General features: G+C 42.0%; 20 protein-coding genes. 9 read left to right on the forward strand and 11 right to left on the reverse strand.

What is annotated here, in order from left to right; all coding sequences use genetic code 11:
- Nucleotides 1–15 precede the first annotated feature (15 nt).
- Nucleotides 16–249 (reverse strand): hypothetical protein, encoded by a 234-nt coding sequence (locus G337_RS0106145; RefSeq protein ID WP_028863109.1) that lies wholly within the window; start codon nt 247–249, stop codon nt 16–18.
- Nucleotides 250–464: 215 nt separating this feature from the next.
- The gene (locus G337_RS0106150) at nt 465–1,361 is read right to left on the reverse strand and encodes a dihydrodipicolinate synthase family protein (RefSeq protein ID WP_028863110.1); all 897 of its coding nucleotides are present in this window, start codon (nt 1,359–1,361) and stop codon (nt 465–467) included.
- Between the two features lie 336 nt (nt 1,362–1,697).
- Here G337_RS0106150 and G337_RS0106155 point away from each other — a divergent pair, with 336 nt between their 5' ends.
- A complete protein-coding gene (locus G337_RS0106155; RefSeq protein WP_028863111.1) occupies nt 1,698–2,570 on the forward strand; it encodes a MurR/RpiR family transcriptional regulator in 873 nt (290 codons plus the stop codon).
- Between the two features lie 13 nt (nt 2,571–2,583).
- Here G337_RS0106155 and nagA read toward each other — a convergent pair whose 3' ends face one another.
- A complete protein-coding gene (gene nagA / locus G337_RS0106160; protein ID WP_084605299.1) occupies nt 2,584–3,744 on the reverse strand; it encodes an N-acetylglucosamine-6-phosphate deacetylase in 1,161 nt (386 codons plus the stop codon).
- A gap of 322 nt (nt 3,745–4,066) precedes the next feature.
- Here nagA and G337_RS0106165 point away from each other — a divergent pair, with 322 nt between their 5' ends.
- The 5 genes from G337_RS0106165 to G337_RS25705 all read left to right on the forward strand — a co-directional run bounded on the left by G337_RS0106165 (nt 4,067) and on the right by G337_RS25705 (nt 8,947).
- Nucleotides 4,067–4,762, forward strand: coding sequence for an N-acetylmannosamine-6-phosphate 2-epimerase (locus tag G337_RS0106165; protein WP_028863113.1), 696 nt, complete (start codon nt 4,067–4,069; stop codon nt 4,760–4,762).
- The gene (locus G337_RS0106170) at nt 4,759–5,637 is read left to right on the forward strand and encodes an N-acetylmannosamine kinase (protein WP_028863114.1); all 879 of its coding nucleotides are present in this window, start codon (nt 4,759–4,761) and stop codon (nt 5,635–5,637) included. Before G337_RS0106165 ends, G337_RS0106170 begins: the two co-directional genes overlap by 4 nt.
- Nucleotides 5,638–5,677: 40 nt before the next feature.
- Nucleotides 5,678–7,177, forward strand: a complete 1,500-nt coding sequence (locus G337_RS25700) for a sodium:solute symporter family protein (RefSeq protein ID WP_051303003.1) — start codon at nt 5,678–5,680, stop codon at nt 7,175–7,177.
- Nucleotides 7,178–7,239: 62 nt separating this feature from the next.
- The gene (gene nanQ / locus G337_RS0106180; protein ID WP_028863115.1) at nt 7,240–7,713 is read left to right on the forward strand and encodes an N-acetylneuraminate anomerase; all 474 of its coding nucleotides are present in this window, start codon (nt 7,240–7,242) and stop codon (nt 7,711–7,713) included.
- Nucleotides 7,714–7,882: 169 nt separating this feature from the next.
- A complete protein-coding gene (locus G337_RS25705) occupies nt 7,883–8,947 on the forward strand; it encodes a porin (protein WP_051303005.1) in 1,065 nt (354 codons plus the stop codon).
- A gap of 51 nt (nt 8,948–8,998) precedes the next feature.
- On the opposite strand, the gene G337_RS0106190 is transcribed toward G337_RS25705, so the two are convergent.
- From G337_RS0106190 to G337_RS0106220, 6 genes are all read right to left on the reverse strand, one after another.
- Nucleotides 8,999–10,531 carry an HD domain-containing phosphohydrolase gene (locus G337_RS0106190; protein WP_028863116.1) on the reverse strand — a complete coding sequence of 511 codons (1,533 nt, stop codon included), beginning with the start codon at nt 10,529–10,531 and terminating at the stop codon, nt 8,999–9,001.
- Nucleotides 10,532–10,540: 9 nt separating this feature from the next.
- Nucleotides 10,541–12,187, reverse strand: a complete 1,647-nt coding sequence (locus G337_RS27605) for a sensor histidine kinase (protein ID WP_051303007.1) — start codon at nt 12,185–12,187, stop codon at nt 10,541–10,543.
- 336 nt (nt 12,188–12,523) lie between these two features.
- Nucleotides 12,524–13,048, reverse strand: coding sequence for a CPBP family intramembrane glutamic endopeptidase (locus G337_RS0106205; RefSeq protein WP_028863117.1), 525 nt, complete (start codon nt 13,046–13,048; stop codon nt 12,524–12,526).
- A gap of 31 nt (nt 13,049–13,079) precedes the next feature.
- Entirely contained in the window at nt 13,080–13,637 is a 558-nt protein-coding gene (locus tag G337_RS0106210) for a HEPN domain-containing protein (protein WP_028863118.1), read from the reverse strand.
- Nucleotides 13,638–13,748: 111 nt separating this feature from the next.
- On the reverse strand, nt 13,749–14,240 hold the full coding sequence (locus tag G337_RS0106215) for a GNAT family N-acetyltransferase (RefSeq protein WP_037027131.1): 492 nt from the start codon (nt 14,238–14,240) through the stop codon (nt 13,749–13,751).
- Between the two features lie 332 nt (nt 14,241–14,572).
- A complete protein-coding gene (locus tag G337_RS0106220; RefSeq protein WP_028863120.1) occupies nt 14,573–14,938 on the reverse strand; it encodes an OmpH family outer membrane protein in 366 nt (121 codons plus the stop codon).
- Nucleotides 14,939–15,084: 146 nt separating this feature from the next.
- Here G337_RS0106220 and G337_RS0106225 point away from each other — a divergent pair, with 146 nt between their 5' ends.
- Nucleotides 15,085–15,708: a hypothetical protein gene (locus G337_RS0106225; RefSeq protein WP_028863121.1), complete on the forward strand. Its 624-nt coding sequence runs from the start codon at nt 15,085–15,087 to the stop codon at nt 15,706–15,708.
- Nucleotides 15,709–15,769: 61 nt separating this feature from the next.
- On the opposite strand, the gene G337_RS0106230 is transcribed toward G337_RS0106225, so the two are convergent.
- Nucleotides 15,770–16,564 carry a hypothetical protein gene (locus tag G337_RS0106230; RefSeq protein ID WP_028863122.1) on the reverse strand — a complete coding sequence of 265 codons (795 nt, stop codon included), beginning with the start codon at nt 16,562–16,564 and terminating at the stop codon, nt 15,770–15,772.
- Nucleotides 16,565–16,706: 142 nt separating this feature from the next.
- Nucleotides 16,707–18,005 carry a C45 family autoproteolytic acyltransferase/hydrolase gene (locus tag G337_RS0106235; protein ID WP_028863123.1) on the reverse strand — a complete coding sequence of 433 codons (1,299 nt, stop codon included), beginning with the start codon at nt 18,003–18,005 and terminating at the stop codon, nt 16,707–16,709.
- Nucleotides 18,006–18,234: 229 nt separating this feature from the next.
- Here G337_RS0106235 and G337_RS0106240 point away from each other — a divergent pair, with 229 nt between their 5' ends.
- Both G337_RS0106240 and G337_RS0106245 read left to right on the forward strand, forming a co-directional pair.
- On the forward strand, nt 18,235–19,956 hold the full coding sequence (locus tag G337_RS0106240) for an amidohydrolase (RefSeq protein ID WP_028863124.1): 1,722 nt from the start codon (nt 18,235–18,237) through the stop codon (nt 19,954–19,956).
- Nucleotides 19,957–20,065: 109 nt separating this feature from the next.
- A partial coding sequence (locus G337_RS0106245; protein WP_211235784.1) for a transposase domain-containing protein occupies nt 20,066–20,332 on the forward strand: 267 nt, incomplete at its 3' end.

Raw genomic sequence — 20,332 nt, forward strand, 5'->3', positions numbered from 1 at the left:
ATTAAGGTTAAAGCGCTAAGACCGTCCAAGATTAGAACGTCCTGCTCCATAACGTACAAAGGATTCAATAACTGTATCTTGTGATTTGTTCAGGTCCTCTTCAATAGCCGGAATTTGAAATATATCATCTTGAATTGCAAAGCCCTGCTCAATCAACAGTCCTTTCTCATGGTAATAAGCCGCAGAATCAACATCTAAATATACAACTGTATTTTTTATCTTATGTTTAAAAAATTGATAATCAGCCATTTTCACTCCTGCACAAGGATCCTGTGTGATGCTCTGAACATAACATTCTTAAGGCTGCAAAAAAAGGGAGGAAAAAGCTCAAAACAAAGCTCCGTCACAACATTTATCGTCTATTAATACAGAAAGCAGATGATAAATCTTAACAGCAGTTTAAAGCGGGCAGGAAAAAGCCGCTGCTTGCAGCGGCTGTGAATCTGTTGTTTTATCCGCCAATCTTAAACATTAATAAAATCAGCAGCTCTCATTCGCTCAACAACCAGTGCTTTCTGCTCTGCGCTTAAAGGCGATAATGGTAAGCGAGGATCACCGGCATCGATATCGTGTAACTGCATTGCAGTTTTACCGGCAGCAACTCCGCCGAATTCAACTAAGACACGGATCAGAGCAATCACATTATCCATCCCTTTAAATACCGTATCCTGATCACCTGCATTAAAGGCATCAATAATTTTATGGAAAAGCGGTGCCGCATAGTTATAAGTACTGCCGACTGCACTTTTTGCACCAAGTGCTAATGCACCGGGAAGAAACTCGTCAACACCAAAAGGAATATCAAATTTGCCATCACAGGCACGTAAACAACGCTGGTATTCGTATAAATCACCGCTGTTAAATTTAAGGCCGGATAAGTTGGGAATACGTGACTCAGCTTCGATTAAGAACTGCTCCATATCAAGATTTACACCAGACATGCCTGAATGGTAATAATAAAAACCTTTAGAAGGAGCCGCTGCCGCAACCGCCGCGCAGTAATCAACTAAAGCACTAACCGATGCCGGCTTGAAAAAACACGGTCCGATTGCCGAAGTAGCTAAAATATCTAATGTATCTGCATGGCGTGTAAGCGTTAATGTATCAGCAATACTTAAAGCGCCGGTATGAACAATAATATCCATCTTGCCTGCACAAGCCTGAACCCAGCGCTCAGCAATAGCTTTACGCTCTTCAACACTGCAGTGGATGCCTTCACCCGTTGTACCGCATATATAAATTCCTTTAACGCCGTCTTTAATAAGATGTGCTGCAATTTGATCAATCACGGGAAAATTCACCTGCTGGTTGTGATCAAAAGGGGTATGTGGCGCTGCAATTAAACCGCTTAACTTTTTCATAGGATTTTACCTTAAACAACTAGTGGAGATTTTCTCCAGCGTTACCGACCAATTCGGAGTAAAACCAATATATGGAGTAAAATTTCATAATACAACTAAATAAAAGTGTTTTGTGCTCAATTTCAAAACAAAATGTGATCTGCACCATAATTACACTAAGACAGTTAAGAGTAAAACAGCTCAGCTGCAGGCTTGTCTTTTGCTATAGTTAAGCGCATTTTATGAGAACTGCATTTTTTACCGAGCAGTTATTTATATAATTGGAGTTCCACTTCACAAACTGCTGAAGTCATGCGAAAATTAATTTATATATTATTACATTATCAGGACTTAATTATGTCGGAGCAGAAAGACTCTATCAAAGCAGGAAAAGTGCTGGATACAATTGGAAGTTTATATAACAGCCTTACCCCGTCATCTAAACGAATTGCCGATTACGTATTAAGCAATCCTTCTGAGGTAAGCCAATTATCAATTGCAGAGCTGTCACAAACAGTTAATGCAGGCGAAGCAACTATCATACGTTTTTGCCGCACGCTGGGATTTAAAGGATTTCAAGGCTTCAAAATGGAACTGGCCATTGAACTGTCTAACCTGAATCAGCAGGAAAAATCGATTTTTGATACCGATGTAACAGCCGCAGATAATGCTGAAACTATCGGACAGAAACTAAAATCAACCATTGATAATGTCCTGTCTGAAACAATTAACCTGCTGGACTTTAGTGCCCTTGAGGAAGTAACTGAGCTGATTAGTAATGCGCCTTCCATATATTTCTTTGGCGTCGGCTCATCGGGTTTAGCAGCTGAAAATGCAAAACATAAATTTATGCGCATCGGGCTTAATGTTGATGCGTTAACTAATAACCATTTCATGTATATGAAAGCCAGTTTATTACAGCCGGGTGATATTGCAGTGGGTATCAGTCATTCGGGAAATTCAGATGAAACCACTAAAACGATTAAAATAGCAAAAGAATCCGGCGCAGTAACGGTCGCCTTAACCCATAATCCCCGCTCTGATATTACTCAGTTTGCAGATTTTGTATTAGTTAACGGTAACCGCCAAGGCCAGCTTCAAGGAGATTCAATAGGCACAAAAATAGCGCAGTTATTTATACTCGATTTAATTTATACATCACTAGTTAAACGTGATGTTTCCTATGCGCAAAGTAAAAAGCTGAAAACCACTCAGGCCCTGTTAAAATAAACATTAATCAAGCTTATGGATTAAAGTGCCTGCCCATCTGATACACGCTGTTAACTTCATTATCAGCGTTTAACAGAGTAATATTTGCTTTATAACCCGCTTTAATCCGCCCATACTGGTGCGCCATATTAACCGCTTGAGCTGGATATAAACTGGCCATTCTTAAAGCCTCTTCACGACTTAATCCGACTTTATTAATCAGATTGTGAATCCCCTGAATCATGGTGATGCTTGCTCCGGCAATGGTGCCGTCCGCAAAATGACATTTTCCTTCACTCACAAATGCAGGCGTGCCTGCCATATCAAACTCTGTTATATCAGTACCGGCGGGAGTAACCGCATCGGTTACCATAAATAACCGTTCACCTAAATGTTCATGCGCTAAACGCACGGCGGCAAAATCACTATGGATACCGTCAGCAATAATCCCGGTATAAGGACGGTAATTTAAAACATAACCAACTGCCCCGGGCTCTCTAGATGTTAAAGGCGACATGGCATTATATAGATGCGTTGCCATCACAATACCCTGCTTATTTTCCAGCTGTTCATAGGTTGCATTAGTGTGACCCATGGAAATAAAAAAACCTGCGGCAGTTAACTTATTAAGCACCTCCTGGGGTACGCATTCCGGAGCCACAGTCAGCACTTTTATAACCTGCTGGTGCTGACTTAAATACTCTACCGCTTCGCTGTCAAACTCTCTAATATGCAGCGGCGCATGCGCCCCTTTTTTCTCTTTATTAATAAACGGCCCTTCAAGATGCAGACCAAGAATCCCCTGATTCTCTGGATTTTTCAGCCCTTCAACAAGTTCAACCGCTTTACATAAGTCAGCCTTCGAGCTTGTTACCAGTGTTGGTAAATACTGTGTTGTTCCGGAAATTAAATTAGTGTGATTCATTACCGTTAAGGTTTTCTCTTCAATTGCACTATTGAATAACACACCGCCGCAGCCGTTTAACTGCAGATCAATAAATCCGGCAGTCGCTAATAAACCCGGTGATGCTATCTGTATTTCCGGAAGCGAAGTTACACTGTGCATCGGAGCAACAGATTTAATCGTCTGCCCTTCAACCACAATTACCTGATTATTCAGAATTTTATCTCCATCAAATACATCAACATTGGTTAACGCAAAAGCCGGTAACATTTTTTTTGCACTAATAGGCATACAGTTTCACTCCAACACTTTAAATAAAATAGACACTTTTAATACTAATCAGCCGTTAAACTACAACAAAAAGGAGTTTGACTCCACCAGTTTAAATTTTATGATTACTATTTAACAGCATTCAAAAAACACACAACAGCACGCCGTACACCATAAAACATAGCACTGAGCGAGTTCTCGCACAAAAACGAAAACAACAATGAAAAACAAATAATGAGATCCAGCTCAAAATTCACACAGCACCACATTGAAGTTTCACTCCACCAAGAGCATTATGGAGCCACACTCACACAACAACAATAAGTATTGGAGTTTAACTACAGTGAATAATTGCCTTAATACCTTAAAAAAAGGGTTTGTGGCTTCATGCCAGCCCGTAGATTTCGGACCTATGGATTCACCGGAAATTGTCGCCGCGATGGCGCAGGCAAGTGTTGCAGGCGGTGCCGCCGCTTTAAGAATTGAAGGTATAAATAATCTAAAGGCGGTAAGGCCCCATGTCAGTGTACCGATTATCGGCATAGTAAAACGTGACCTTGAGAATTCAGATATCCGTATCACTGCCTTTATTGAAGATGTTGCTGCATTAAAAGAAGCGGGTGCAGATATCATTGCCATTGATGCAACTCACCGTCCGCGTCCCGTTGCTGTCCGCACTTTAGTACAGGAAATTCAAAAGCAGGGCTGCCTGGTAATGGCCGACTGTTCGACCTTCGAAGAAGGTATTTACTGCCAGAGACTGGGTGTTGAAATTATCGGTACAACATTATCTGGTTATACCGGCGGCCCGGTTCCCGCGGAGCCGGATTTATCACTAGTGACTAAACTGAATGCACAGGGGTGTTTTGTTATGGCAGAGGGCCGCTACAACTCACCGGAACTTGCCCGTAAAGCAGTTGAAGCCGGTGCGTCATCGGTCACTGTCGGCTCAGCCATTACACGTATTGAACATATCTGCGCCTGGTTCAAAGAGCAGGTTGAATCCGGCCGCAATACACAAACTGGAGATGCAGCATGAACAGTTGCTTAGCTATTGACATCGGCGGTACAAAAATGGCCGCCGCGCTTATTTGTGACGGTGTAATTTCTTACCTCACCCAGATAAAAACGCCCTCTTCAACCCGGCCGGAAGCAATGGATGAGGCACTGACAGAGCTGATAAGCGGGCTTGACAAAGATGCTGATTTTATCGCAGTCGCCTCCACCGGCATTATCCACAACGGCATATTAGGCGCACTCAACCCGGTTAATCTGGGGGGATTAAATAATTACCCTCTAAAAAGTAAAGTTCAGGAAATCAGTCAACGTCCAGTTTATGTGATTAATGACGCACAGGCGGCCGGCTGGGCTGAGTATAAATCATTACCACAAGATATCAGCAATATGGCATTTATCACCATCTCCACTGGTGTGGGAGCCGGCATTGTTATCAATAATAAACTGCTGACCGGCAGTCGAGGTATTGCCGGACATGCAGGTCATGTTTTAGCCGACCCGAACGGTTCGCGCTGCGGCTGCGGACGACGCGGCTGTGTTGAAAGTATTGCTTCAGGCACAGCTATCGGCAATGCCGGCAAGGTGCTCTGGGGTGAGCACTGTGACGGTAAATACGTTTATAAAAAATTCCTTGAACAGGATCCCCAGGCACAAAAAATCATTCAACGCTCGGCGCAGACTATCGCGAATTTAGTTGCCGACTTGAGCATCACCTTAGATGTTGAGCAGGTGGTTTTAGGCGGCAGTATCGGCCTTGCCCCAGGTTACATTGAACTGGTGCGGCACTGCCTTGACGAATTTCCCCCCGCACATCAGAGCAGACTGTCTACAGCAGCATGCGGTGCAGATGCAGGGCTGATAGGCGCTGCGCAGTGGGCGCTGTCGTTACAAAAATAAACTAATTTTATCATTAATAATTTTAAAGAGGCTTTTGATCATGGAAACAAGCGCATTTGGTTCATTAAATTACTTTGCACTGCTTATCTATCTGGCAGCCATTATGGGCGTCGGGGTTTATTTTGCCAAACGCCAGAAATCGGCCGATGATTATTTTAAAGCCGGAGGGCGTATTCCCGGATGGGCGGCCGGCTTCAGTGTTTTTGCAACAACTTTAAGCTCAATTACTTTTATGTCTATCCCGGCTAAAGCTTATACTGATGACTGGACATTTCTAATCGGTCAGTATGTTGCGATTGCAATTTTACCTATCGTATTCTGGTTTTATATTCCTTTTTTCCGCAAGCTGAATTTAACATCTGTTTATGAATATTTAGAGCGCCGCTTTGATGTAAAAATGCGTTTATTCGGCAGCATGTCATTTATGCTTTTCCATATCGGCCGTATTGCTATTGTCACCTATTTAACCGCACTTGCTTTAATGCCGTTTATTGATATGAACCCGCTGACGATTGTTTTCTTAATCGGCGTACTGTGCATTATTTATACTTTTCTAGGCGGTATTGAAGGGGTTATCTGGACCGATGTTATTCAGGGTGTAATGCTTTCAGCGGCGGCCATTCTTATCTTTGTAGTTATCTGTTTTAATGTCGACGGCGGGATTGTGGAAATATTTTCGATGTCCGCTCAAGCAGATAAATACTTCCCTGCGGAGCAGTTCAGCTGGAGCTGGACAGAAAGTACCATTCCGGTATTAATGATTGGTTTCTTCTTTGCTTCGCTGCAGCAGTTCACTGCAAGCCAGGACGTTGTGCAGCGTTACATTGTGACGGATAATATTGAAGAGACAAAAAAAGCGCTTATTACTAATGCAAAACTAGTTGCCTGTGTACCGATCTTCTTCTTCGCGGTAGGTTCAGCTTTATTTGCATACTACTCGCAGCAGCCGCAGCTGTTACCGGATAACTTTAATACCGGCGGAATTCTGCCTTTCTACATTATTTCACAAATGCCGGCAGGTGTTGCAGGGTTAATTATCGCGGCTATTTTTGCAGCCTCACAGTCAAGCATTTCCAGCAGCCTGAACAGTATAGCAGCATGTTTTACCTCGGATATTTACGGAAAAATCAACAAGCAGACAACACCGGAGAATAACCTTAAAGTCGGCCGTATTATCACAGTAACCGCAGGTTTATTAGGTGTTGCCGCTTCAACTTACCTGATTATGTCTAATGAGAGTGAAATCTGGGATGCCTTCAACAGCCTGTTAGGTTTGATGGGCGGTCCGATGACAGGTCTGTTTATGCTCGGTATCTTCTTCCGCACAGCTAATGCCGGCAGTGCATTAGCGGGTGTAGCGGCAAGTATTGCCGCGGTGCTGTGGGTTCGCTCGGCAACCGATTTAAACTTCTTCTTCTACGGCGTTATCGGAACCTTAATGGTGGTGATTGTCGGAGTGTTAACAGCGCCGCTGTTTAAAAATAATAAAGATTCAGAAATTGCAGAAGAGCTGACCGTCGGTAAACGCGCACGAGTTTAACTTCCCCTACTAATGAAGGTTTGAGTAGTAAGGCTTAAACCTTCTTTAATGAGAGTACGATTATGATTTTTGGCCATATTGAAGATACACAGCACAATCAGCAGCTGCCCGGCGCCATTCAAAAAGCGGTAGCTTTTCTAAACAACAGTGATTTACAGGAATTAAGCCTAGGACGCCATGAAATTGACGGCGAGTTTATGTTTGCTAACGTAATGACCTTTACAACGGCTGATGCTGCCGACAAACAAGCTGAAGTACACAAAGAATATATTGATGTGCAGTGCCTGATCTCAGGAGAAGAAAAAATTGAGTTCTGTTTAGAAGATTCGACCTGTCCCGTCGCTCAGTCTTACGACGCTGACAATGATTTTTATCTTGTTCAAAGCATCAATAAAGTCAGTGAAATAAATCTGTCCCCTAAAATGTTTGCTGTTTTCTTTCCCGAGCAGCCCCATAAACCGGGATGTTTGATTAATAAGCCCGGAGCGCTTAAAAAAGTTGTGATTAAAGTGCATAAGCATCTTTTAAACAGCTAAACCGATAAGTCCCCTGCCGGCGCTCTCCTCTGCCGGCAGAAGCAGAAGATAATCCCTTTTTTACTCCTTTTTACTAAGGCGGGATTTCTGCAGCCTGAAAAGCATAGAAAGGGACTTTCTGCGCTCATTAACATGGATTAAATATAACTTATAAAACTAAGGTATCACCATGAACAAAAAATTACTTATTACTCTATTCCCTGCTTTACTTGCTTCAGGCGCAGCTAATGCTGCCAAGATATACGAAACTGAAGACGGCTCATTTATTAATCTTTATGCGCGTATGCAGGGTGACTTCAAGTATCAGGATGAAAATAAAAGTGCTACCGGTGAAAGTAAATACTTAGGCTCAACAAATTCTCGATTCGGCTTAAACGGCAGTCAAACTATCAATGAAAACGTATCTCTTATCGGTCTGCTGCAGTATCAACTGGTGCCAACTGATGATAGTGCCAGTATTGACTGGCAAGTTCGTTATGCCTGGGCTGGTCTAGACTTTCATGATTACGGTCGTATAGAAACGGGTCGTGTTCTCTCAGGAGTAACAATGTTTTCTGATATCGGTGATATCTTCTCTACGGGTGGAGACCCCGTTGCCGGTTATCACGCAGGCACAGTTGACAGCAGCTCCGCACTGATCTTCCGTCAAAACGGCACACTGCAGTATCGAAATGAGCTGGGTGACCTTGAAGTAGCGGGTGCTTTTATTGCTAATACCTCAGTAAAATCAGGATATAACTTTGCAGCTCGTTATAACATTGATATGGGTAAGCTGGGTTCGTTACAGCCGTCAGCAATGTTTCAAAGTACCAGAGCTGATAAAAACTCAGAACACTTCCTTGATACAGGGGTTTCAAACTACCAGACTTACGGTATTGGTGCTCGTTATTACTTAGGAGGGCTATATGCTGGTGCATCATACGCTCAAGAAAAGATGCAGCTGGAAAATGCTTCTGACGCTATTACCGATGGTGCAGACTTTCGATTAGCTTATGACTTTGGTGACTGGGTAGTGCGTGCTGGTTATCGTTACCTTAAATTTGAAGATCAGGACCGAAAAGTGGAAGATGCGATTCAAACAGAGGTGCAGTACCGTTTAACCACTCAATCATCACTATTCCTGAACTACTCAGATAATAAAGGCTATCACTCTACCGTAAACGGCTCTGGTGTGACAATGGCGGCAAAAGAGAAAGGTGCAGAGTTAACAGCAAGTTTACGTTACGAGTTTTAATAGAAAAAACCAGAAACCAGCGTCTATACGCTGGTTTTTAGAGGCTGGATGTTAATCGGGATTCTGCTGGTAAATATCGGCAAACACTGAAAAATTATCAATAAATAAAGTGGTCAGCTGCGGATCAAAGTGACTGCCGGAACAGTTCAAGATTTCCTGCCTAGCCAGATCTAACGGCCAGGCCTCTTTATAACAGCGTTTACTGCACAGGGCATCAAACACATCTGCAATAGCTGTGATCCGCCCTTCCAGACTTATCTCAAGCTGCTTTTTCCCATTCGGATAACCACTTCCGTCCCATTTTTCATGGTGATCTGCCACTAAGCTGGAGGCCATTTTTATAATGGAATTATCCAGTCCCTGTAGAATATCCCAGCCTTTACTAACATGCTGCTGCATCTCACTCCACTCTCGTGCGTTAAGCTTGCCCTCTTTTTTTAAAACAGAATCCGGTATGCCCACTTTGCCGATATCGTGCAGCTGGGCGGCCAGACGGATACGCTCGCAGAAATACGCCGTTTCACCATTAAGCTTAGCCAGATGCATTGCATATAAACCAACTCTTACAACATGTGCGCCGGTTTCTTTGGAATGTGACTCCATTGTGCCGCCCATCAAAGTAATGGCTAACTCCTGGGTTTCCTCAAATGCATTAACTAATAATAGATTCTCATAACTCAGCAGCACATTACGCAGAAAAAGATCAATCATACGCACTTCTGCTTTTTCTAAGGTCTGTCTAGTTTCAAAGGCAAAAATAGTGTCATAACCGCGCTCGGAATGATGATAATAAACGTAATAGCGCCCGGCATGGAAGTTATGCTTAACTTTTAACGCGTTAAGGAAAAGATCCCGCTCATGGTCTGGCAGCTGATTTATATCACTATGCTCTAAGACATGAATAACATTCGCATTAGCAGAAAACATATTCAGCCGGTCTTCCATCTGCGAAATAGCAAATGTTTCAGAAGATTCAATCAGCATCTTAGTGGAGGATAAATTAAGCACCAGCTCAATCTGAGCTAAAACGGCGGCCGCAAAATTAAGCAGATCCCCAATCTGGCTGATATCTGCAATTGAATTAATTACCTGCTCTAAAAGTTCACGGTGCTTCTGGAGCTGGCAGATATCCCGGTAGGCGCGCAGTGAAGTATAAAATGAAGATTCTAAATCCTGTTTACGCAGCTCTGTTTTACTTTTATAGCCGTCAATATCAAAGTCTTTAATAACACTATGCTCGGGAGCAACTCCCGGCTGACCGGTACGCAGAATGATACGGGTAAAACTGTTTTTAAGATCCTGGCGGATATATTTTGCTAAGTCTAAACCTGCATTTTCCGTTTCCATCACCACATCTAAAAGAATCAATGAAAACCGCCTGTCCTGATCCAGAATCTGTTTCGCTTCCTGGGCTGAATGAGCGCTAAAAAAACGCATGCTTTTGCCTTCAAACATAAAGCGTTTCATGGTTAATATGGTTGTCGCATGCACATCTTCTTCATCATCAACAATCAGTATATTGCAGTGTTCGGTGCTCACCACTAACTCAATCTCAGTATCATCTTCTTCTGCTAACCAGTCCACAGCTCTCTCCTAATTATTTACCCGTTTTGGAAACCTTAAATTAAAAACAGATCCCTGCCCGAGAGTTGAGCGGCAGCTGATCGTCCCCAGTAACTGATGGACAACCAGGTTATAAACTATATTCAAACCTAAACCGCTCCCGCCGCTGCCGCGCTGCGTGGTGAAAAACGGATCAAATATTTTAGCGCAGACCGCAGGCTCCATGCCTTTTCCGTCATCTGCAACACTGAGTTTTACATCATCCTGCTCAAACTCAATACTAAAGCGAATAACTCCCTTTTCGCTGCCGTTTTTAAAAGCATGAATCAGCGCATTCATCACCAGGTTAGTGATAATCTGTGCGAGCGCTCCAGGGTAGGTCTTCACCTCAGGTTCATCTTCCGGGACTTCTACACTTATTTTAATCTGCGTTTTCTTAAGCTTAGAGCGTAAACTCAGTAATACCTCATGCACATATTCACTAATCTTAAATTTGCGCACCTCAGCACTGCTCTGGTCTACTGCTACCTGTTTAAAACTGCGGATAAGATCAGCCGCCCGCTCTAAATTCGCTAAAAGCATGGTGCAGTTTTCAATACTTTCGATACAGTAGCTGTCTAATTCAGAGCGTTTTAGTGTTCCGCTGACTGCATTTTCCGATAATCGATTTGTTTCATCCTGAAGGTGGGATGCTAAGGTAACGCTCACCCCGAGAGGAGTATTTACCTCATGCGCAACGCCGCTGACTAAACTCCCCAGAGAAGCCATTTTCTCTGACTCCACCAGCTGGTTTTTGGTCAGCTCCATTTCCTGAATAACCACTTTTAACTGTTCCCGTTTTTCAAACAGTTCAAAAGTACGCTTAGCAACCTCTTTCTTCATCTCTTGAACAAAAAAAACTTTGCTCTGATAACTTAAATACAGACTGTAAAGCAGCAGAATAACCAGCAGCACAAAAGACAGCAGTGCAGAATTTGTTGCCCAGTAATACTGAAACTGCATCGACTCAACCAGCTGATCAGTCCGCCTCTCATGAAAATAGAAGAAATCATTAATTGCCGACATGATCTTCGCTTTTTCAATAAAATACTCATTACTGTATAAAAGGGTCAAAGCTTTCTTACGCTGTTCAGACTGTAAATAATCACCTTTTTTCTGCAGCCCGATTTTAACCTCAATAAAAGCATCAAACTCGATGGCCGTCAGCTGGTTTGAAGTGTTTTTGGCTGCTTCCAGAAAATCAAACTCCTGCTCTGTAAAACCTAATTTGTGCATCAGATGTCTAAATGAATTTATTTCTCCGTCCGCAAAGGGCGCACTGCCTTTTTCCGGCATTAACAGATCCCAGTACACCCGGTGATAATTTTCAGGGCGGGCTTTAGTGCCGTTGCGGATAGCTAAAATATCGTTATAAAAACCTAAATACTTTTCATTACCGGTTACTGCGTAAGTACGCGCCATTAAAGTAAGCTGATCCGAGCTTAAGCGTAACTGATCTGCTAATAAGAATGACTGATAACGGTTTTCATTAGCTTTCTGCACTTCCTGCATGGTGTGGTAGGAGTAATAAGAAAAGAACAATGCAACAACAGTGCAGATAAATGTAAGCAGAGTGATAACCGAAGGTAACTTACTCGTGTTTGAGGTTACGTTATGCTTCGCAGAGCTTTCGGTCATTAGCTGCCGCCTTTAATTCATCGTCTATTTATGGAAAAAGTTACACTAAACAGTGTCTCTTTATATTATTTAGATAGTTATAGCTTAATTTACAATTGCAGTTTTTGCGCTGCGGCATTCACACTTTGCAAAGAATAACTGCATATTAAAAATTATATTTTTCAATAGACTTACAACATGATAAACAAACGTTTTTTTAATTCTGCCGAACGGATGCACAGCTTATCCTTCGAGACTGGAGTAATCAGACAGGGAAATGAGGTAAGAGTTGTGAATGCAGAGAAATCCGTATGTTATCGCTTTCAGCGGCTGTCATTATTCAGTACAGGCTTTAAGTTAAATACCCGCGGCCTCGATACCTAACAGAGTAAAAACCAAAGGCACAATAAACAGCACTAAGGTATTCCATAAACTGTGTGCGACACACACCACAATAAACGCACTACGCTCGCCGGCTCTCATACGTACATACTCATAACTCAGTGCTAAAGCGGAACCAAGCCCGAAAATAATAACAGCATTAACTATTGAGTTACTTAAATGGATTAAAGCGAATAAGCAGGCAGTAACAGTAATTGATAAGCACACATTATTATACGCCTGCAGTAATAAGCGCTGAATAAGCGTCTGAAATATTAATGTTTCCCAGACCGGGGCTTCAATTAATGAGGAAACAGCAAGGCGGGTAAACTCCGAATCACTAAGGACAGGAGGAATTTCAGCTGCAGCTGCGAAGAAAAAATAATCAATAAAAGAGACGAACAGCATCCACAATAAAGCCAGTCCGTAAACACCTAAAAAAAATGATTTATTACCTAAATTTAATAAGTAAAAAATCAGATTATTTAAATACTTATACATAGGGCGGCCTTGTAGTTAAAAAAACTGCTGTTTAACGGACGCTTTTATCTGCCAGGCGATTAAGGTGATCAGCCAGTACAAAACACAGCTCAATATACTGCAGCGCCTGAGTCTTACCGACCTCAAAATCTTTAGCATGGGCAACCTTGTTTCTCAGCTGTCTCAATTCGTTAAACAATTTACCTTTTTTACTATCAACTATTTTTTCACTGAGCAGAATATTTTCCATCAGCTTATAGCGGGTACTAATATTAAGATCGATATTTTGATCTAACGACTTAATCAGCTTTTCAGCAGCATCATCAACCTCTTTCCAGGCCTCTAATACTGCAGAATTAGGCAGGTTGTCAGCCGAGGCAGTAATCAGCGATTTTTTATCAAGATTAAACTCCGGAAACTCCCCCTGTGCCTGTTCAGTAAGCGCTTTTAATTCCTGATTGAATTCGACTTCAAACTCTTTATATTTCACTTTTTTTGCTAAAGGAATCAATGCAGACAGAGGCTGGCGCATGATAATAAAGAAAAATACAAGCACCAGCGGCCAGGTTATCTTATCCAGTAATTCAATAATAAACTGCATCCAGCTCATATCAGATCTCTTTTTCTATACAGCAGAATAAAAACAAAACGGTTAAATTATCTGCCGCTCACTGAAATTTAATGCTTTCCAGACAGAGCGGAGAGTACGGCAGCCGGGTTATTAAACCAGGGTTAACATAAAAGAAGCATTTTTATCATAGGAAGGGCCCAGGCTTTTCAGAGTAAGAGGTTCAAAGCCCATTTTTGACCAGAACGAATCCGCATTCTGAATAGCAACCAGTGACAAACTGGAATAATTAAACTGGATAGCCAGGCATTTTAAATAATTAAACAAAACCTTAGCTAAACCTTGTCCCTGTGATTTTTTTTCAACGGCCAGATCATGAATAAAAAGATTATTAGAGGTAATAGTTTCAGCAATAACTACCCCCATTTGCGGCGCCTGGTGACTGGGATAGGCATGTGCTAAACCGTAACCTATTACCTGTCCAGCCGAATTTTCACAAACAATACAGGTTGAAGGAGAGCTTAAATGTTTGGATCTGAGTACATCTTCACTTTCTGCTGCGGTTGAATAATAAGCTTCATTTTGAATTCTCATTATTGCCGGCCAGTCGGACTCAATAATTTCTCTTATTTTATAATTGTTCATAATGTCCCTTACTTTTTACTGCAGGTGTAAAATGATCTCTCTGCGTCAAACACGACAGCATAGACAGGCAGAGGAATAAGTTTAAATTGAAACTGAATTAAGTACCTCTCTGGTTTTATCTGTTAAACCCCTTTTATTTACAAACAGTTATTAAAAACATTTAATTATATGGGCAAAAAGTAACCAGTGAGAATTTCAATATACTACAGTGATTTTTCAGAACCAAACGCAATCAGCATAAAAAAGCAAAAAAAAGGTCCTGTATACCCAAATTGAATAAAAATCATCTGAATATTAAGAACCTTAATTGTCTATACGAACTTTTTATACTGTTATTTTTCTGTCACATCAAAAGCATAACCATTGGTGCCGTGGTAATAATACTCAACTGGATTGCTTAATATAACATCATAACCTTCCTGCTTTGCGTACTCTAAAGCAGCCTTCTGTAACGCGGCTTGATCAGCGCTGGAAAACACAGAAACATAGTCGCTGCTCATCACCAGAAATCTGTCCTCTTTAATTGTACTTGCATGAACAGTTACTTCAGTGCCGTCGGAGCTGGTGAAAGTGTCATACTTTGACATAACAAAGTCAGTTTCAGCACTGATACTTGATAAAGTCGTCACAGTTGCCGGCACCATAACGGAGCAGCCGGAAAGAAAAGTAATAAATAATAATGGGATTAAACGTTTCATAGGTATCCTTTTAATAAAAAATTGTAAATTAAGTGTGCCGCTCTTATTTCTGCTTATTTATATCTGCTGATTATGATAAAAGTTTCAGCGTTTTTTATAGTACGTTATAATTTCCTTCTATTGTTAATCATCTGCGGTTATATAAAATGAATAAAGAAGCCTCTTCCGAGCTGGGCCAGCTTATAGTTTCACAAGATAAATTACTTACTGTTTTAGCACAGAATTTAGAAGCGCTTGATGACTATCCGCATCTGCAGGCTTATGCCGGTAAAAAGCACCCTAATATGATTGCTTATAACAAATTGTCAAAAGTCCAGAAACAGGAGTTCTACGAAACTCTTGATGAACGTCTCGGCTGGATCGCCTACGAGTTATCTCAAGAGGTAAAACTCGACTTTCTGGTTAACCGCGCCGCTTTATTAGTTGGCGATGACTTAAAAAAATTAAGCAGTTTAACCATTGCCGATATTGGTGCCGATACCATAGTTAAGTACCTCAACCTGCTTGCAAGCGGCGTTTATGCTCAGGTCGAACGCAAACCTTCATACCCCTGGATGGCAGAAAAAGGCCGCTGGGATCCAAAATTCTGGGCTAATTCACACTTAGCTTATGATGCCTGGAAAACTGATTATTCCAGTCACTATAAACTGGATATGTGGTGCCAGGACCAGCTGGACTGCAGGGCTCCGCAGTCTTGCATCAAGTTTTTTAAAGCATTCGGCGATCCCCGTGAAATTCCTGAGTGGTCAGAAAAATACGAGAAAAAGTGATATCAGCTCTGCAAAAAGGGTTCTGTCTCCGCAGAGCCCGCTAATGCCGAACTCCATATTTTTAGAAATAATAAGAGACTGCCAGCTCAAATAAGTGATCATTATCCGTTAACTGTGCACCGTCAAATCTAAAAAGCTGCGCATCCGTTCGTGTATAGGTATGGCTCAGTTCAGCCCACCATTTACCCGCATCATCAACCGGCGCGCCGTAACCGCTTTTCATTTTAAATGTACAGACGTCACCGGAAGCAGATTTCCCGTCTCGCGCTTCTGCATCTAAAAACATGTACTGCGGCTGCAGAATAAGATAATCACCGGAATTACCAATGGCCAGAGAGCCGAACAAATTAACCTGATAGCCCTTAAGGTCAAGTTCTGCATCTGCACTGCCGACTTCAGCTTTCCCCTGCACATAAGCGATATTTGGAAACAGAGAAAAACTTTCCCATGGAGTTTTAATCTTAGCAATCGCCCCCAGTGCGGCAATATCACTGCCGGCACTTTGATCATTAGTTTCACTCATTTTCCAGCTTTTCATATAATCAACAGAAAAACCAATTTGAGGCATAATACCTGCGTCTATATCAATGACCTGGAAATAACGAAGCCGGGTATCCTGAGCAAGGCGACCGTCGTCAGAGGTTTTTGTTGCACTTTTATGCTCCAGCAGGCCGATAAAATTATTACCAGGTGAATAACTGCCGGCAATGCCTCCCATTACAGATATTTCTCCATCATTTGAAACAATGCCGGAAGCAAAAGAGTTAGTTGAGGTTAAATCACTTGGATCCGGTTTGCTGTCAGCAAAAGCGCCAAAAGAGATTAACAGTGATAAAGCAGCCGCTGTTTTTTTCATAATAATTCCTACTGTTTAAAAGCCTGAGTAATTTTGAACAAGGGCATTGTTTCAAACTCTTTATTACTAGGCATCTGCACTATGTTTAGTAAACCTTACAAAAAGGAGAGACAAAGCTCCCCTTCCTTTATTCCAGGTAAAATTAGTTATATTTAACTCTAAAGTTTTCAAACTCAAGATTGCCGGGATTACCCGCAGAAACATTGTATTCAATAAACTCACTATCAATTTCAACGGTGTGCCACAGGTTTGAAGTCGCAATCTTTTCATTTACCGGTTTATTGATCGGATGCTGCACAAACAGTTCCTGCCATTTGCCCGGGGTCATCTGCTGCGGCGTTTTACCTTTAATTGTTTTAGTGATCAGATCCACACGCTCAGTACTGTCATGATTAAATTTCCAGTAACGGGCAGGCAGTTTGCTCATATCAACCTCTTTCCCCTGCAGCCCTAATGTCTGGCGGTAAGAGCTGGACAGATCGTTATTAACCCGGGCGACATTTGCAACCGCCATATAATTACCGTCAGTTTTATACTCAACCGCTTTATTAGCAGAGACTTCAACAGTACGTGTACCGTTTTTATCTGTCAGCGTATAACCCAGGCCGGCAGCCGGGTGGACTTTATGCAGGTAAGCAATTGCCTTATCTGTACTGCCCGCTTCAATTAATTTACGGTAGATAAAGATTTGTGCCAGACCATGGTCGACATCATGCTCAATCTGGAATTTTGAGTGAGGGGTAAAAGTGTAACCATGCGTTGCATTAATACCATGACCGATCAAAGTTCCCGCGTAGGTTGTCATCAGCAATACATCACCGTTAGGTTTAACATGCTTAATAAGTGCCTGCGATCCCTCAAAATGACGCGTCCAGTCTAATGTATAAGCCAGTGATGCTTTGCCGTCTTTCCATACCGAGCCCATTGAACAGTGACCGTCAGGTAATTCGTTTGCTAACTCCATCGCCAGCATTGCATCCATACCGGTCATTTTTTCTAATACCCAGAATGTTTCATCGAAGTTAAGGTTGTAGGCAAAAACATCATCAAAAGGCAGGCCGGCACCGTCAGCAATGCCGCGAATTTCATCCACTAAATCGGGAGCCTGCTCCTGTGCTGTTTTAAGCAGGCCGGTCTGTTCATAGAAGAATTTTTTGTAGTCCTGATAGTTATAATCTGTACCGGCCATTTTTAAAAACTCATTAATCATATCGTATTTAAAACGATTAATAGTCGGACGAATAACACGCTTCAGTGCCTGCCCCTGCTGAAAGCCGCGCTGATAGTTACTGCCGGAAACCTCAACGGTAAAAAATTCAGAAGCACTGTCATTTAATGTAAATTGATGCTCAACAGGAGGAATGCCGGTCAGCCCCTCCGCATTAACTGCACCACAACCAAGACCTAATATTAATGTACTGATTACTGCTAATTTTTTCATTTCTATCTCCAGACTTTAAGTATTAACTTTGAGACTGAAGTGTAGCGGTTTAACTTTTATTAAAGGTTACTAAGGTTTTTAATGAAGTTTAGAAACTGCAGAATTCCTCTCTTTATCTCTAAACAGTGCAAATACATTATTCATCACAGAAAGGCATCTGCCGACCGGTAAAAAAACAAAAGAGTGCTACGGTTGTGATGAATATTTTTATCACTACGGACGGGCAGTTATGAAAAATAAAATCAATTCCAGAAAAATTTTTACAGGTACGATTTCACTCTTTGCACTATTCGCGGCTATACCCGCTAGTGCTGTTGATACTATTTATAAAAACGGCAAAGTTTATACCGTCGAAGTCTCTCAACCCTGGGCTGAAGCATTTGCTGTAGAAAACGGCCGCATTGTTTCTGTCGGAAGCTCAGAACAAGTCACAAAATTAAAAACAGATAAAACTAAGGTTGTTGACCTTAAAGGACAGTTTGTAATGCCTGGTTTTATTGATGCTCATATCCATCCAATTCGCTCGCAGTTAATGGCCGACGTGGATTTTTCTAACAATGCGGGGGTACCGGTAACCCCGCAGGAATTTGCCAAAAAAATAAAAGATTATGCCGATGCGAATCCTGATAAAACCTGGCTGACGGGCGGTGCTTTTTCCTGGGGAACATTTACCGACAGTAAACTTAACTCCGACTTTTTAGATGCGGTGGTCAGCGACAGACCCGTTGTTATCGAAGATGAAACCGGGCATATCGCCATTGCTAACAGCAAAGCACTCGAGTTTGCCGGAATAACTGAAGACACTGAAGATCCTGTTGGCGGTTATTACGGCCGGGAGGCAGACGGCTCGTTAAACGGCCTGTTATATGAAACAGCTATGCAGGCTGTGTTCGAAAAATCACCGAATTACAGCGAGGATCAAGTTTATAATTCAGGAAAAACGGTCTTTTCTAAATTGAATTCTCTAGGTTTTACCGGTTTAAAAATAGCACAGGGGGATCATTTATGGCTGGGTGCTATGAAACGCCTGGATAACGATCAGTTACTCAATATGCAGGTCTCAGTTTCCCCCTATGAAAAAGATTTCTATCGCCTGTATTCCAATATAGAAACGATTAAAAACCGCGCTGCATATGAAACCGACCATGTTCGGGTAAACTCAGTTAAACTATTAGCCGATGGTGTTCCTTTTGGTCAGACAATGTTTATTAAGGATACCTACCCTGATTCGGATAACCATGGTCTGCCCATGATCCCGCCTAAACAGTTAACCGAAAAAGTGATTAAATATAATGCAATGGGACTGAGTGTTATGGTCCATGCAACGGGTGATGCAGCGGCTGAATTAGTATTAAATGCAACTGAAGCCTCAATGCAGGAAAACGGCATCGAAAAAGTGCGCGCACTGCGTAATCATATCGCTCATAACGTTATCGTTGATCAAAATGACCATGACCGAATGAAGTACAACAATGTGATCATGGAGTTTTCTCCGTCGTTCTGGTTTCCCCGCCCGATTGTTGAACAGGCTGAGGTTGATTTAGGTAAAGAGATGCTGCAGACCGTTTGGCCGCTAGGTCCGACACTAAGAGCGGGTATCAATGTCGCGATCGGCTCAGACTGGAATCAGGCACAAGCCGATCCCTTTATTAATGCAGAAACCTTAGTGACCCGCCGCGCGCCGGGGGCAGGTAAAAACGATGTTATTTTAGGTAAAGACAGTGCAGTCACTCTGGCGCAGGTGATTCATGCCTACACCATGGGCGGGGCTTATGCGATGTTTATGGAAGAGGAGCTGGGCTCTATCAGACCAGGGAAACGAGCTAACTTTGTTGTTCTAAGTCAGGATCTGTTTAAGATTCCGCATAACAGGATCCACAAAACCTTTGTCCGCCAGACCTATTTTGAAGGGAAGCTGGTTTATCAGGGAGATAAAAAAGTCAGCTTTTAACTGTTTAAAAAATGCCTGCATAATGCATAATGCCGATCGTTTAAGAAAACTTGAACGATCTTGCAGATAGATCATAATCCTCAATCTTATTTAAGGTTGGGGATTTTTTTTGTTTAATCAAGAAATGGAATTAGTTTATGAATCATTTGAAAACAAAGATTCATATGACAACGTATTGACCGCTATTGATGCTAAATGGATCGAAGAAGCATTATTTAGCACTCAAAAAGCCAGCATTCGACGACGTCGCTTACCCGCAGAGCAAGCTATGTGGCTCATTATTATGATGGGCTTGATGCGTAATCGTTCTATTAAAGAAGTTTGTGGTTCTTTGGATATTGCCCTGCAAACCAATCCAGATGAAATGTATTCCCAT

This window comes from Psychromonas aquimarina ATCC BAA-1526, from assembly GCF_000428725.1.
In the GTDB taxonomy this organism is placed as follows: domain Bacteria; phylum Pseudomonadota; class Gammaproteobacteria; order Enterobacterales; family Psychromonadaceae; genus Psychromonas; species Psychromonas aquimarina.

Bases quoted from the DNA above. Each gene is read 5' to 3' on its own strand.
- G337_RS0106145 (WP_028863109.1), bottom strand. From the start codon at position 249: ATGGCTGATTATCAATTTTTTAAACATAAGATAAAAAATACAGTTGTA.
- G337_RS0106150 (WP_028863110.1), bottom strand. From the start codon at position 1,361: ATGAAAAAGTTAAGCGGTTTAATTGCAGCGCCACATACCCCTTTTGAT.
- G337_RS0106155 (WP_028863111.1), top strand. From the start codon at position 1,698: ATGTCGGAGCAGAAAGACTCTATCAAAGCAGGAAAAGTGCTGGATACA.
- nagA (WP_084605299.1), bottom strand. From the start codon at position 3,744: ATGCCTATTAGTGCAAAAAAAATGTTACCGGCTTTTGCGTTAACCAAT.
- G337_RS0106170 (WP_028863114.1), top strand. From the start codon at position 4,759: ATGAACAGTTGCTTAGCTATTGACATCGGCGGTACAAAAATGGCCGCC.
- G337_RS25700 (WP_051303003.1), top strand. From the start codon at position 5,678: ATGGAAACAAGCGCATTTGGTTCATTAAATTACTTTGCACTGCTTATC.
- nanQ (WP_028863115.1), top strand. From the start codon at position 7,240: ATGATTTTTGGCCATATTGAAGATACACAGCACAATCAGCAGCTGCCC.
- G337_RS25705 (WP_051303005.1), top strand. From the start codon at position 7,883: ATGAACAAAAAATTACTTATTACTCTATTCCCTGCTTTACTTGCTTCA.
- G337_RS27605 (WP_051303007.1), bottom strand. From the start codon at position 12,187: ATGACCGAAAGCTCTGCGAAGCATAACGTAACCTCAAACACGAGTAAG.
- G337_RS0106205 (WP_028863117.1), bottom strand. From the start codon at position 13,048: ATGTATAAGTATTTAAATAATCTGATTTTTTACTTATTAAATTTAGGT.
- G337_RS0106210 (WP_028863118.1), bottom strand. From the start codon at position 13,637: ATGAGCTGGATGCAGTTTATTATTGAATTACTGGATAAGATAACCTGG.
- G337_RS0106215 (WP_037027131.1), bottom strand. From the start codon at position 14,240: ATGAACAATTATAAAATAAGAGAAATTATTGAGTCCGACTGGCCGGCA.
- G337_RS0106220 (WP_028863120.1), bottom strand. From the start codon at position 14,938: ATGAAACGTTTAATCCCATTATTATTTATTACTTTTCTTTCCGGCTGC.
- G337_RS0106225 (WP_028863121.1), top strand. From the start codon at position 15,085: ATGAATAAAGAAGCCTCTTCCGAGCTGGGCCAGCTTATAGTTTCACAA.
- G337_RS0106230 (WP_028863122.1), bottom strand. From the start codon at position 16,564: ATGAAAAAAACAGCGGCTGCTTTATCACTGTTAATCTCTTTTGGCGCT.
- G337_RS0106235 (WP_028863123.1), bottom strand. From the start codon at position 18,005: ATGAAAAAATTAGCAGTAATCAGTACATTAATATTAGGTCTTGGTTGT.
- G337_RS0106240 (WP_028863124.1), top strand. From the start codon at position 18,235: ATGAAAAATAAAATCAATTCCAGAAAAATTTTTACAGGTACGATTTCA.